A 13673-nucleotide genomic window follows, 5' to 3' on the forward strand; every position below is an offset into this window, starting at 1 on the left:
CGCCGGCACCCGCCCGGTACCAGGCCACCAGGGCGGCGGCGACCGCGTGGAGCGTGCCGTCCAGATAGGCGGAGCCGATCGCGCCGTCGCCGAACCGCTCCCCGCGCAGCACCGCCGTCGCCGCCCGCACGGCGTCGCCGGGCCGGTAGGTGTCCTCCCAACTCAGCTGGGGCAGCGGGAAGTTCATCCAGTGATAGCGGGGTGTCACGGCGCCCACCGCCGACAGCAGGCCGCAGAGTTCCCGCACCCGTGGCCCGTACACCGGGTACCGCGGCCCGTCCGGGTCCGCGGCCGGCGGCGCCCAGAGCACGTCCTGCTCGTCGACCCGCCACTCCCGCACCAGCGCTTCGAGGCGCAGCCACGGCTCGGCGCGGCTCGGGTCCAACTCGCCGATGAGCGCCGCGTCCCCGGGGTCCTGGTCCGGGTCCCGCTCGGGTACGGCCGCGGCTGCGGCGTCCGGGGCGGCCTCCTGCGGCGGGCGGCGCAGCAGCCGGCGCATCCGGGCGTACTTCACCGTCAGCCGCGTGCGGGTGGCCGGGTCCAGGACGGCGAGGCGCTCGGGGCGCGTGTTGTGCGCGATGTCGGCGTCCTTGATCGCGTACGCGCCCTCGGTGGCCGTGATCCGGGCCGCGTACGCGCGCGGGTCCTCCCCCGGACGCTTGGTCAGCGCCAGGATCAGCTCCTTGGTGTGCGCCGAGAGCGGCGCGGTGGCCAGCCACTCGGGCGTCAGCACGCCGTCCTCGATGGCGTCGTGCAGCCAGGCGGCGGCGATCTGCTCCTCGCTGCCGTGCCGGTCCACCACTCCCTGGGCCACCGCCGCCAGGTGCTCGGCGTACGGCCGTCCGGCCTTGTCCACCTGGTCCGCGTGGGCACGCCGGGCCAGTGCCTCGACCTCGGTCAGCGTCAGAAAGCTCATCCGCGCACCCTATCGCCGCTCACCGGGCCGACCCCGGGCCGACCGTCGCCACGGCCCCGCCCTCACCCCGCGTGTCACGGGCGTCGGCTTGGATGAGCGCATGACTGTCTACGACGTGGCCCGCCGGCTCCCCTCCATCGCCGAGCTGCGGAACCTGTGCCGCTCGCTGGCCGTGCTCGATGCGATCCTGAGCCCGGACTGGGAGGACCGGTACCACTCCTTCGACGCCTCCTGGGCCGAGGGCGAGGAGATGGCCTCGATGCGCGACGGATCGGGGGACGAGTACTCCATCGTCTTCTCGGCGGTCGGCGCGTACGTGCGCGGCTTCTGCCACGAGTCGCCGATGAGCCCGTACGCCAACGAGGGCGAGCCCTGGCCGGGAGTGGTCGACGGTGTGCCGCACGCCTTCCGACCCTTCCTCGAGGAGCCGGCGTTCGCCGACGAGGACGAGGTGCCGGTCGTGACGGCCTGTCTGTGGCGCGCGACGACGGACGACGGGTGGCGGCACAGCGTGATCGACTTCCCGGCCGGTCACCCCGACCCCGACGGGGCGACCGCCCTGTTCGAGCTCCTGGTGGACCGCTCGCCGGAGGCGTTCCAGCGCTTCGCGCAGGACTACTACGAGGTCCCCGTGAACCTGGCGGCCGTGCGCGACGTGTACGCCTCGCGACCGCTGAGCCGGGAACTCGTGTCGGCGCTGAACCCGGAGATCACGCTCGCGGACCTCGCCGAGTCCCTCGCGGAGATCGGCTACCCGCCGTCGGGCCGGGACCCGAACTGAGCGTCACCCGCACCGCGATCGGCGGCGTCCACGCGGTCGGCGCAAAGCGAAAGGCGAGGAGACCTCTCCTCGCCACTCTCAAGATATAGCGCACCGGGGGGCTTGCGGCAAGGCCCCGGTCGCGGCGCAGAATCGTCGGCCGAGGCCGACGAGCTGCGGAAATGAGGGCACGACGTGCGGGTACTGGTGAGCGTGGAGGTGTCGCGGTGACGGAGCGGTACGTGGTGGACCTGCGGGAGGTCGACGGGACGCAGGTCGCGTCGGTCGGCGGCAAGGGCGCGCACCTGGGAGAGCTCTCGCGGGTGGCGGGCGTGCGGGTGCCGGGTGGCTTCTGCGTGACGACGGACGCCTTCCGGCGGATCATGGCGCTGGCGCCGTCGATCGAGGAGCGACTCGACCGGCTGTCGCGCCTCGACCCGGAGGACCGCGAGGACCGCGAGGCGGTCCGCGAGCTGAGCGCGCAGATCCGCCGGACCATCGAAGGGGTTCTCGTCCCGGACGATCTCGCGGCGGAGATCACCCGCGCGCTCGCCCCGCTCGGCGAGCGGGCCTCCTACGCCGTGCGGTCCAGCGCGACGGCGGAGGACCTGCCGACGGCCTCCTTCGCCGGACAGCAGGACTCGTACCTGAACGTCGTGGGGCCGGCGGAGGTCCTGCGGCACGTCAGCCGGTGCTGGGCCTCGCTGTTCACCGAGCGGGCCGTGACCTACCGCCGGCGGGGCGGCATCGACCACCGAACGGTCCAGATGGCCGTGGTCGTGCAGCAGATGGTCCTCCCCGAGGCGTCCGGCGTGCTGTTCACGGCCGACCCCGTCACCGGCCACCGGAAGGTCGCCACCGTGGAGGCGGGCCCCGGTCTCGGCGAGGCCCTGGTCTCCGGCCTGCTGAACCCGGACGTCTTCACGGTGCGCGACGACGAGGTCGTCGCCCGGACGGTCCACGCCAAGGAGCACGCCCTGCGGGCCGCACCGGGCGGTGGGACGCGGAAGGTGGCGATCGACCCGCGGCACGCCGGGCAGCCGGCGCTGACGGATGCGCAGGTCCTGCGGCTGGTACGGCTCGGGCGGCGGATCGAGGCACACGCCGGCCGCCCGCAGGACATCGAGTGGTGCCTGGTCGAGGACGACTTCCGGATCGTCCAGAGCCGGCCGATCACCACGCTCTTCCCCGTTCCCGAGGCCGACGACGGCGAGAACCACCTCTACGTCTCCGTCGGTCACCAGCAGATGATGACCGACCCGATGAAGCCCCTGGGGCTCTCCATGTGGCAGCTGACGGCCATGGTGGCGATGCACGAGGCCGGCGGGCGGCTGTTCGTCGACGTCACCCGGCGTCTGGCCTCGCCCGCGAGCCGCGCCGGCCTGCTGGAGCTCATCGGCAGGGGCGATCCGCTGGTCAGGGACGCGCTGGAGACCGTCCTCGACCGCGGTGACTTCGTCCCCCCGCTCTCCGACGAGAATCCCGGCGCGGGTGCCGGCGGGGGTCCCGGCGGGCCGCCGGTGGGCGGCGTTCCCACCCCGATCGAGACCGATCCGGCGATCGTCACCGGGCTGATCGAGCGCAGCCGGGCGTCCGTCGCGGCCCTGGAGCGCGACATCCGCGCGAAGAGCGGACCGGCGCTGTTCGACTTCCTGCTGGAGGCCTTCGAGGAGCACCGACGGGCGCTGGGCGACCCGCTGAACATGCAGGCGGTCATGGCGGGCATGGAGGCCACCTGGTGGCTCAACGACAGGCTCGGGGAGTGGCTGGGCGAGAAGAACGCGGCTGACACGCTCACGCTGTCCGCCCCCAACAACATCACGTCCCAGATGGGGCTGGCCCTGCTGGACGTCGCGGACGCGATCCGCCCGCATCCGCAGGTGGTGGCGTTCCTCCAGGGCATCCAGGGCATCCAGGGCGTCCAGGACGTCGGGGGCAAGGACTTCCTGGACGAGCTGGCCGAGCTCCCGGGCGGGACGCAGGCGCGCGACGCCATCGAGTCCTACCTCGACCGGTACGGCATGCGCTGCGTGGGCGAGATCGACATCACCCGGCCGAGGTGGCGCGAGCGCCCCGGCACGCTCGTGCCCGTGATCCTCGACAACGTCAGGCTCTTCGAGCCGGGCGCCGCCGCCCACCGCTTCGAACGGGGGCGGCAGACGGCACGGGAGAAGGAACGCGACGTGCTCTCCCGCCTGCGGACGCTGCCGGACGGGGAGCACAAGGCCGAGGAGACCCGGCGGATGATCGAGCGGCTCCGCACCTTCATCGGCTACCGGGAGTACCCGAAGTACGGCATCGTCAGCCGCTACTTCGTCTACAAGCAGGCCCTGTTGGCGGAGGCGGGGCGCCTCGTGCGGGCCGGCGTGCTCCGGGAGCGGGAGGACGTCTTCTACCTCACCTTCCAGGAGTTCCACGAGGCCGTGCGCGCGCAGCGGGTGGACGACGGGCTCATCCGGCGGCGCAAGGAGGAGTTCCGCTCCTACCGGGCGCTCACCCCGCCGCGGGTGCTCACCTCGGACGGTGAGGCCCTCGCCGGGGCGTACCGGCGCGAGGACGTGCCCTCCGGCGCCCTGGTCGGCCTGCCGGTCTCCGCCGGAACGGTCGAGGGCCGGGCGCGCGTCATCCTCGACATGGCGCAGGCCGACCTGGCGGAGGGCGACATCCTGGTCACCGCCTACACCGACCCCAGCTGGTCGCCGCTCTTCGTCGCCATCGCGGGCCTGGTGACGGAGGTGGGCGGCCAGATGACCCACGGCGCGGTGATCGCCCGGGAGTACGGCCTGCCGAGCGTCGTGGGCGTGGCGCAGGCCACCCGGCTGATCCGCGACGGGCAGCGGATCCGCGTGCACGGCACCGAGGGGTACGTCGAGATCCTGTCCTGACCGGCCACGGCGTGGCGCCGGGCCATTCTTTGCCAAACGGTCGACCAACGGGCGCGCCGGGCTCGGTAACGTGCGAGTCCTCCCCCTGACTCCGAGGAACGGGCCCGCGCGCCGGGCCCCGGAAGGCTGCCGCCATGACCGTGATCGACCTGCTGGGCACCACCACCGACCTGCCGCACTCCTGGCGTTCCCGGCTGCTCGCCGAGGTGGGCACGGCGCGGGTGAAGGTCCTGCGGATGGACGAGCTGCCCGTCGAACAGGAGTGCCACGCCGCCACCGAGGTGCTGCTGGTCCTCGACGGGCGGCTCGAACTCCTCCTCGCCGGCCGCCCGGTGACGGTGCGCTCGGGCGAGCTGGTGACCGTCCCGGCGGGCTGCCCGCACGCCGTCCGGCCGGGGAGCAGCGGAACGCTGGTGATCGTGGAGACCGCCGAGTCCTGAGCCCGCGACTCACGGCCGCCCGCCGCCCGGAACCCGCTACGGCTCGCTGCCCTCGCCCTCGGCGGCGGACTGGACCAGGTTCTCCTCCAGCCGCTCCAGGGTGTGCAGGGCCGCCGTGCGCTCGCCGGCGCTCAGGCCCGCGGTCACCAACTCCTCGAGCCGGCTCCAACTCTCCTCCACCTCGCGCCGCAGGGCGTGACTGGCCGCGGTGGGTTCGATGAGGGAGGCACGCCGGTCGGTGGGTGACGGGCGCCGACGGACGAATCCGGCCTGTTCCAGCCGCTGGACCGTGCGGGTCATGGTGGCGGCGTCGGAGTCCAGCAGCCGCACCAGGTCGGTCTGACGCTGGGCCCCGAGCTCCCACAGGTGCATCATCACCAGCTCCTGGCCCGGGTGCAGGCCGATCCGGCGCAGCAGCTGCCCGGCGAGCATGCGGTGCAGGCGGGCCAGCCGGAAGATCGCGTGGCTGATGGGCCCGCCGCTTGCGGCGGCCGGCACCGGAACGCTCGCCTCCCGCCCCGCTCCCGCAGGGGTCCTCCCGACCTCCGGCGTGGACGACGTCATCTCTTCCTCGCTTCCCTGGTTGAGCAGCTAACGCTATCGCGCGCACACGGCCATCTCCTGGAATTGCCTCACCTTGTCGCAATTTTCCCTGATGAAGCCACGTGTCCTGCGTCACAGTGCAGCCCGGGAATGATCCTCGGAACTTTACTTGTTCGGACAGGTAACTGCTACGGTGCATGCGTCGAGGCCACCACCGGGCACCCACCACTCCTTGCGAGGGAAGAGATCATGACCACTGCTTTCGATCCGATCGTCCTGGGCGGCCGCCGTCTGGCCAGCCGTATCGCGATGGCGCCGATGACCCGTAGCCGCGCCTTCGGTCCCGGCGCGGAGCCGACGGAGCTGATGGCGACGTACTACGCGCAGCGGGCCGGCGCCGGACTGATCGTCACCGAGGGCGTCCAGCCCTCGCCGGTCGGCCAGGGCTACCCCGACACCCCCGGCCTGCACACACCCGGGCAGGTGGCGGCGTGGCGGACGGTGACCGATGCCGTGCACCGGGAGGGCGGTGTGATCTTCGCGCAGCTGATGCACACCGGCCGGATCGGGCACCCCAGCCTGCTGCCCGAGGGGCTGGTGCCGGTGGGGCCCTCACCGGTGGCGGCCACCGGCCAGGTGTTCACACCCGAGGGCCCGAAGGACTTCGTGACGCCGAAGGAGCTGACCGAGGACGAGATCCGCCGGACCATCGACGACTTCGCCGCCGCGGCCGGGCGCGCCGTCGAGGCCGGCTTCGACGGGGTCGAGATCCACGGCGCCAACGGCTACCTGCTCCACCAGTTCCTCGCACCGAACGCCAACCGGCGCACCGACTCCTGGGGCGGCGACGTCGAGGGCCGGATCCGCTTCGCCGTCGAGGTGGCCACCGCCGTGGCCGAGGCGATCGGCAGCCACCGGGTGGGCCTGCGGATCTCGCCCGGCAACCCGTACAACGACATCGCCGAGGAGCAGCCGGCCGAGGTGTACGAGGCACTGCTGGAACGGCTCGCGGGCCTGGACCTGGCCTACCTGCACCTCTTGGAGGGCCCGGACCGCGACCTGACCGCGCGGCTGCGCAAGGCCTGGCCCGGCACGTTCGTCCTCAACCCCTTCACCCACCCGGAGGCCACCGGCCCCGACGCCCTGGCGCTGATCGAGGACGGAACCGCGGACATGATCGCCTTCGGCGCGCTCTTCCTGGCCAACCCCGATCTGCCGGCCCGGCTCGCCGCCGGCGGCCCGTTCAACACCCCGGACGCGGCCACCTTCTACGGCGGCGACCACCGCGGCTACACCGACTACCCCACCCTCGCCGGCTGAGCGGCGAGCCCTCCGGCGCGACCACCCGTCGTGACCGCAGAGTGATGCACAGCATGCCGTTGCCTTTCCCACCCCCCTCCACCTGGGAGTTCCCGATGTCCACTGCGATCACCTTCTCCGAGTACGGCGCCCCCGAGGTGCTGCGGCCCACCGAGGTCACCCCGGCCGAGCCGGGCCCGGGCCAGGTCCGGATCCGGGTGCGGGCCGCCTCCGTGAACCCGCTCGACCTGAAGATCCGCGCCGGCCTGATGGCGAAAGTCGCCCCCGCCGACTTCCCGGTGACGCCCGGGCTGGACGCGGCCGGCGTCGTCGTCGCCCTCGGCGAGGGGGCCGAGGCGGCCGTCGGCGACGAGGTCCTCGGCTCCACCGTCGGCGGCAGCTACGCCGAGTACGCCGTGCTGGACCGGCCGGTGGCCAAGCCCGCGGCGATGACCTGGGAGGTGGCCGCTTCACTGGTGACGGTCGGCCAGACCGCGCACCGGGTCCTCGGGCAGCTCGGCGCGCAGCGCGGCCAGACCGTGCTCGTGCACGGCGCCGCGGGCAGCGTGGGCTTCATCGCGGTGCAGTTGGCCGTCGCCCGCGGAATCTCCGTCGTGGGTACCGCCGCCGAGCGCGATCTCGAACGTCTCACCGCCCTCGGCGCAACCGCCGTCCGCTACGGCGACGGCTGGCTGGAGCGGGTCAGGAGTGCCGTACCGGGCGGCGTCGACTTCGTCTTCGACGCCGCCGGCGCCGGCGTGCTCGCCGACTCCGTCGCCCTGACCGGCGATGCGGGGAAAGTCATCACCATCGCCGACATGGCCGCCCAGCAGCACGGGGTCCGCTTCAGCGCGGGCAGCACCGCCGGGGCCGACCAGGGCAACCCGTCCCTGCCGGAACTGGTGCAGCTGGCCGCCGCCGGAGAGCTCACCGTGCCGATCTGGCACAGCTACCCCCTGGCGGAGGCCGCCCGGGCGCACGCCGACCTGGAGGCCCACCGCAACCGCGGCAAGGCCGTCCTGCTGCCCTGACAACGACGGCGCTTGGCGCGGACGCGCTGGAGGCGATGCCAGCCGAGCAGCTCCAGCGGGTCGTCGCCCCCACCCATGTCGTCGCGGTCAGAGCAGGGCGACTGTGCCGTGGCCGCTGGAGGGCTGGATGACGGGCGTGCCCTCCTGGTCGCCGAGGCCCTGGTAGGTCGCGGTGTAGCCGGTCAGCAGGGCGGCGACCAGACCCAGGACGGCCGGGTCCGCGTCGCAGGACGCGTTGCCGTGGCTGTCCGCCTGCGCGGTGCACAGGACGGTGCCGTCGGCGGCGGTGAAGGTGATGTCCGCCCAGGGCCCGAAGCCCGCCCCGGCGTGGAAATGGGCGTGCAGGTTGGTCAGGCCCAGCGGGAGAAGGCTCAGCCGCGCGGGGCCGGCGGTGGTGGTGCTCTTCCGGTCGACGGCCACCTGCTCCGGATAGTTGCAGGTCAGGAGTGTGGTGTCCCACCACAGGTTGGCCGGGCAGTCGAACCGGTAGGCGATCCCGTTCGAACACTCCCAGAACTGTCCCGGATCGTTCGGGTCACCGTAGTACTGGTTGGGGCCGGGGCAGGGGTTGGTGACGGGAGTCGGCGGGCCACTGGTGGCGGCGGCCGACGTGGCGAGCGCACACACCAGCACGACGGACGAGACGGCCGTGGACAGCAGTGTCTTCTTCACCCTGCGGATCCTAGGGACCGTTCGGGTCTGACATGGAGCAAACAAGCGAACTGCTCGGCAGGACCGGTCGACAACCGGGCTGCCGGGTTCGGCGGGGGAGGCGATCAACAGTCGCCGGGCAGCGGTCGGCGGGCCGGCGGTGGGGCGTCAGCCCAGCGCCGCCAGCTCCGGCCCGGTCAGCGCCAGCTCGACGGCGCCGGCCGAGTCCCGCACGGAGGCGGCCCGCCGGGCGCCGGGGATCGGGATCACCCGCGGTGACTGGGCCAGCTGCCAGGCCAGCGCGACCTGCTGCGGGCTGACGCCGCGGGCCCGGGCCACCGCGTGGAAGGGGGTGTCGGCCGCCGGCTGGGCGGTCCCGGGCTCGTCGACGGCGCTCAGCGAGATGCCGCCGAGCGGGCTCCACGGCAGGAAGGCCAGGCCCAGCGCGTCGCAGAGCTCCAGGGTGGGCCGGGTCTGCTGGTGGGCGGGGGAGAAACGGTTCTGCACCGAGACCAGCCGCGAGCCGAGGATGCCGAGCGCCTCGAGGATCTGCCCGCCGTCCACGTTGGACAGGCCGACCATCCGGATCTTGCCCTCGTCGTGCAGCTCGCGCAGCGCTCCCACCGACTCGGCGAAGGGGACCGCCGGGTCCGGCTTGTGCAGCTGGTACAGGCCCAGGGCCTCGACGCCCAGGCGCCGCAGCGAGCCTTCGGCGGCCGCCCGCAGCCGGGCCGGGGCCCCGTCGACGGTCCACGAGCCGTCCCCGGGCCGTCCCCGGCCGCCCTTGCCGGCGACCAGCACCTCGGAGACGTCGCCGCCGTAGCCGGCCAGGGCACGGGCGATCAGCTCCTCGTTGTGGCCCAGCTCCCCGGCGTGCCAGTGGTAGGAGTCGGCGGTGTCGATCAGCGTCACCCCCGCGTCCAGCGCGGCGTGGATCGTCCCGATGGCCTGGGCCGGCTGCGGGCGGCCCTCCACCGACAGCGGCATCGCGCCGAGCCCGATCGCGCTCACCCGGACCGCGCCGAGGCTGCGGAAGGTCATCACGGCTGTACCTCCTTGATCGCCTGGGGCAGCCACTCCGCGGTGCGGGAGAAGGAGAATCCCAGCCGCACCGCCCGCGTGGTGTCCATGGCGTAGCAGTGGTCGAACGAGAACGGCGAGACCGGCTCGCCCGGGGCCGCGACCGCGATCTGCGCGCGGGCCTCGGTCCCCGGGTGCCGCTCGATCGCCGCGCACAGGTCGCGGACGTCGAGCGTTCCGTGCGAGGCCGCGTTGACCGGCCCGGTGAACGTGCCGCGGGCGGCCCAGACCAGGAAGCGGGCGATCTCCCGCTGCTCGACGAAGGACGCCTGCTGCGGCCGCGGGTGCACGGCCACCGGCCGGCCCTGGGCGATCCGGCCGGTGTAGTAGGCCAGCCGTCCGGTGAAGTCGGCGCCGCCCAGCACGTGCGCGGTCCGCACGGTGACCACGTCGAACGGCGCGCTCTTCAGCAGCAGCGCCTCCGCCTGGCGCTTGCCCTCACCGTACTGGGCGTCGCGGAACTCGGTTCTGTCCCAGGGCAGTTCCAGGTCCACCGGCCAGTCGGCCAGTTCGAGGGCGACCTCCCCCAGCGGCGGACCGTCGGCCCGGCCGAGCCCGGCGTAGACCTCGACCGTGGAGGTCATCAGGTAGCGCCGGGTGCGGCCCGCGAAGACCCGCGCGGCGATGGCCGCCTGCACCGGGGTGTAGCAGACCTGGTCGATGACCACGTCGAACCGGCGGTCCCCGAGCGCCGCGCGCAGCGCCGTCTCGTCGTCGCGGTCGGCGAACAGGTGCGTGACGCCCGGCGGGGCGGCCGCCGAGCCGCGGTTGACCACGGTGACCCGTACTCCGGCGTCCCGCAACTCCTCGATCACCCGGCGGCCGAAGTAGCGGCTGCCGCCGATCACGCACACATCCCTGACGTCCATGCGGTGTCTCTTCCTCTCCTGGAACGAGGCCCAGCCTGCCCTGCCCCCGTCGACAGCGGTAGTGTGCACCTTGATGCCTCGTCCTAAGGAGAACTGTTGATCGACGTCCAGCGCCTGACCGTCCTGCGGGAGGTCGCCCGGTACGGCAGCTTCAACCGCGCGGCGGCCGAGCTGCGGTGCACGCCCTCCGCCGTCTCGCAGCAGATCGCCGCGCTGGAGCGGAAGTTGGGCACGCCCGTGGTGGCGCGCAGCACCCGCGGCATCACCCTCACCGAGGCCGGGCAGCTGCTGGTGGAGGCCGCGGACGCGATCGCGGCCGAGTTGGCCGACGCGCAGGAGCGGATCGACCGGCTCGGCGCCGAGCGCGCCACCCTGACCCTGGCCACCTTCGCCAGCGGCGGCCGCCAACTGCTGCCCGGCCCGCTGGCCGGCTTCGTCGCCGACCACCCCGAGGTGGAGCTGACGATCCTGGAACTGGAGCCGGAGGAGAGCCTGCCGATGGTCCGCGAGGGCCGCGCCGACCTCGCGCTCGGCTACCACTACGACGGTCCGCCGCCCGCCCGCCCCACGGACCGCTCCGGCCTGGACTGGACACCGCTGGCCGAGGACCCGCTGCGGGTCGTCCTGCCGCGCGACCACCCCGCAGCCGCCCGCGAGAGCCTGCACCTGGCCGAACTCGCGGGCGAGCGCTGGGTGCTGGGCTGCCTCAAGTCGGCCGGCCAGCTCGCCCGGCACGCCGAGCTGGCCGGCATCGAGCTGCGGATCGGCTGCAGCGCCACCGACTACACCTTCGCCCAGCGCCTGGTGACCGCCGGCGTCGGCATCGCGCTGATCCCCGAGATCGGCCTCACCCACGCCCCGGACCTGGCCGTCCGCCCGCTGGCCGCCCCCGGCCTCGCGCGCCACCTCGGTCTCGCCCTCTCCCGCCGCCGGCGCGGCCCGGCCGCCCGCCTCGCCGAGGACCTCGCCGCCCGCCTGGTCGCCCAGGCCGGGCACCACCCCGCCGGCGCCGACCGACCGGACCGGCACCGACCCGCGGCCGGCTGACCGGGTCGACCGTGCGGACCGGGCCAGCCGGTCACAACCGCCCAGATCCGCAGCTCGGTTCCAACGAAAGCGGTCGATTTGTGGCAGTCCATGCGTACCGGCCGGTCGCCCACTAGCGTCGGCGCATGGTTGCCACCCGGGGCGGTTCGACTGAAGCGGTGTCCGTACCAGAGGCTGGAGAGGAGCCGGCCACCGCCATCCAGCGCACAGCGGTCCAGGACCTGAGCGAACTGCGCGCCGCCGAGCAGCGGTTCAGGGGTCTGCTGGAGTCGGCACCCGACGCCATGGTGATCGTGGACGACTCCGGCTCGATCAAGCTGGTCAACGCCCAGACCCAGGCCCTGTTCGGCTACGACCGCGACGAACTGCTCGGCCGCCAGGTCGAGGTGCTGCTGCCCGAGCGGTTCCGCACCCAGCACCCCCGCTACCGCGCCGGGTACACCACCAACCGCCTCACCCGTCCGATGGGATCCGGGCTGGAGCTGTACGGGCTGCGCAAGGACGGCACCCAGTTCCCCGTGGAGATCAGCCTCAGCCCGCTGGAGACCGCCGAGGGGCTGCTGGTCTCGGCCGCCATCCGGGACGTCAGCGACCGCAAGGCGGCCGAGGCACGGATCAGCGAACTGGCGGCCCTGGTCGAGTCGTCCCAGGACGCCATCATCAGCACGACCAGGGACGGCCGGATCACCTACTGGAACACCGCCGCCCAGATCCTCTACGGCTACAGCCCGGCGGAGGCGGTCGGCCTGCACCTGGGGGCGCTGGCGCCCGCCGAGCACAAGGACGACGTGGTGGCCCTGCTGGACCGCCTGGCCGGCGGCGAGCGCATCGAGCACTGCGAGACCCTGCGGCTGACCGACACCGGTCGCCTGCTGCACGTCGACGCGACGCTCTGGCCCACCCGCGACCACGACCACGCGATCACCGGCACCTCCGCGATCGTGCGCGACGTGGCCGACCGCAAGCGCGCCGAGCTCGAACTGACCCGCCTCTACGAGCAGCAGCGCCACATCGCCCTCACCCTGCAACGCAGCCTGATGGGCTCGCCGCCCGACGTGCCGGGCATGCCGACGGCCAGCCGCTACCTGGCCTCCACCCAGGGCGCGGGGGTCGGCGGCGACTGGTTCGACCTGATCCCGCTCGGCGCCGGGCGGATCGGCGTCATCATCGGCGACGTGATGGGCCGCGGGCTGGAGGCCGCCGCCGTGATGGGACAGCTGCGCTCGGCCGCCCACGCGCTGGCCAAGACCGGGATGCCGCCGCACCGCCTGATGCGCGCGCTGGACGCGGTCGTCGCCGACCTGCCCGACCAGTTGGTCACCTGCTGCTACCTGGTGGTCGACCCCGGCGCCGGCACGGTGACCATCTGCTCGGCGGGACACCTGCCCGCCCTGCTCGTCGCGCCGGACAACGAGGTCCGCGCCCTTCCCGCGCCGATCAGCGTCCCGCTGGGGGTCGGCGAGGTGGCGCACCGGCAGACCACGCTGCCGGTCCCGCCCGGCTCGACCCTGGTCCTCTACACCGACGGCCTGGTGGAGACCCCGGCGAGCGACCTGGACGTACAGATCGCCAAGCTGACCGTCGAGCTGCGGGCCGCCTTCACCCGGACCCCGGTCCTGGAACAGTGCGCCGACCAGGTCCTGGAGGCGATGCTGCCGCGCGCGGAGGGCTATCCCGACGACGTCACCCTGCTGCTGGCGCACCTGCCCGCCGCGCCGCTGGCGAGCGCCGAGGCGGAGTTCCGGGCCGAGCCGGTGACCGCCTCGGCCGCCCGCCGCTTCCTGCGCACGACCCTGCGGACCTGGGAGTGCGAGGACGCCTGCGACACCGTCTGCCTGCTGGCCTCGGAGATCATCACCAACGCGGTTCGGCACGCCCAGGGCCCGATCGGGCTCCGGGTCCACCGCACCCGCCGCGAACTGGCCGTCGAGGTGTCCGACGGAAGCACCCAGCTCCCGGCGCCCCGGATCGTCGACAGCGCCAGCGAGGACGGCCGCGGCCTCTTCCTGGTCGAGGCGCTGGCCCACAGCTGGGGCGCGCGGCCGACGAACTCCGGCAAGACGGTCTGGTTCACGGTGCCGTGCGTCTGATCCCGCGCGGGGTCCGCCGATGTGGTGCGGGCCACGGGCGGGGCTGTTTGTGACGCAGGGTG

Annotated in this window: 11 protein-coding genes and 1 pseudogene; 7 read left to right on the forward strand and 5 right to left on the reverse strand. The window is 73.6% G+C overall.

Annotated elements, in window-relative coordinates; genetic code table 11:
- Positions 1 to 25: 25 nt before the first annotated feature.
- Positions 26 to 916, reverse strand: a pseudogene (locus tag ABD323_RS23655) (DUF6508 domain-containing protein); the annotation flags it as partial.
- 100 nt (positions 917 to 1016) lie between these two features.
- On the opposite strand from ABD323_RS23655, the gene ABD323_RS23660 reads away from it, so the two are divergent.
- The 3 genes from ABD323_RS23660 to ABD323_RS23670 all read left to right on the forward strand — a co-directional run bounded on the left by ABD323_RS23660 (position 1017) and on the right by ABD323_RS23670 (position 5001).
- Positions 1017 to 1697, forward strand: coding sequence for a hypothetical protein (locus ABD323_RS23660; RefSeq protein ID WP_344443918.1), 681 nt, complete (start codon positions 1017 to 1019; stop codon positions 1695 to 1697).
- A gap of 206 nt (positions 1698 to 1903) precedes the next feature.
- A complete protein-coding gene (rph, locus tag ABD323_RS23665) occupies positions 1904 to 4561 on the forward strand; it encodes a rifamycin-inactivating phosphotransferase (RefSeq protein ID WP_344443919.1) in 2658 nt (885 codons plus the stop codon).
- A 134-nt stretch (positions 4562 to 4695) separates the two neighbouring features.
- Entirely contained in the window at positions 4696 to 5001 is a 306-nt protein-coding gene (locus ABD323_RS23670) for a cupin domain-containing protein (protein ID WP_344443920.1), read from the forward strand.
- 36 nt (positions 5002 to 5037) lie between these two features.
- On the opposite strand, the gene ABD323_RS23675 is transcribed toward ABD323_RS23670, so the two are convergent.
- A complete protein-coding gene (locus ABD323_RS23675; protein WP_344443921.1) occupies positions 5038 to 5565 on the reverse strand; it encodes a MarR family winged helix-turn-helix transcriptional regulator in 528 nt (175 codons plus the stop codon).
- Positions 5566 to 5793: 228 nt separating this feature from the next.
- On the opposite strand from ABD323_RS23675, the gene ABD323_RS23680 reads away from it, so the two are divergent.
- Both ABD323_RS23680 and ABD323_RS23685 read left to right on the forward strand, forming a co-directional pair.
- Positions 5794 to 6864 (forward strand): alkene reductase, encoded by a 1071-nt coding sequence (locus ABD323_RS23680; protein WP_344443922.1) that lies wholly within the window; start codon positions 5794 to 5796, stop codon positions 6862 to 6864.
- 95 nt (positions 6865 to 6959) lie between these two features.
- Entirely contained in the window at positions 6960 to 7874 is a 915-nt protein-coding gene (locus tag ABD323_RS23685; protein WP_344443923.1) for an NADP-dependent oxidoreductase, read from the forward strand.
- A gap of 87 nt (positions 7875 to 7961) precedes the next feature.
- On the opposite strand, the gene ABD323_RS23690 is transcribed toward ABD323_RS23685, so the two are convergent.
- The 3 genes from ABD323_RS23690 to ABD323_RS23700 form a co-directional block, all read right to left on the reverse strand.
- Positions 7962 to 8546, reverse strand: coding sequence for a chitin binding peritrophin-A domain-containing protein (locus ABD323_RS23690; RefSeq protein WP_344443924.1), 585 nt, complete (start codon positions 8544 to 8546; stop codon positions 7962 to 7964).
- Between the two features lie 147 nt (positions 8547 to 8693).
- Entirely contained in the window at positions 8694 to 9566 is an 873-nt protein-coding gene (locus ABD323_RS23695; protein WP_344443925.1) for an aldo/keto reductase, read from the reverse strand.
- Complete coding sequence (locus ABD323_RS23700; protein WP_344443926.1) at positions 9566 to 10474, reverse strand: NAD-dependent epimerase/dehydratase family protein; 909 nt, start codon at positions 10472 to 10474, stop codon at positions 9566 to 9568. The genes ABD323_RS23695 and ABD323_RS23700 overlap by 1 nt, the downstream gene beginning before the upstream one ends.
- 96 nt (positions 10475 to 10570) lie before the next feature.
- Between ABD323_RS23700 and ABD323_RS23705 the strand changes: the two genes are divergently transcribed.
- A complete protein-coding gene (locus ABD323_RS23705; RefSeq protein WP_344443927.1) occupies positions 10571 to 11521 on the forward strand; it encodes a LysR family transcriptional regulator in 951 nt (316 codons plus the stop codon).
- Positions 11522 to 11679: 158 nt separating this feature from the next.
- Positions 11680 to 13611, forward strand: coding sequence for a PAS domain S-box protein (locus ABD323_RS23710; protein ID WP_344443928.1), 1932 nt, complete (start codon positions 11680 to 11682; stop codon positions 13609 to 13611).
- The last annotated feature ends 62 nt before the right edge of the window (positions 13612 to 13673 follow it).

Source organism: Kitasatospora nipponensis (genome assembly GCF_039528135.1).
Lineage (GTDB): Bacteria > Actinomycetota > Actinomycetes > Streptomycetales > Streptomycetaceae > Kitasatospora > Kitasatospora nipponensis.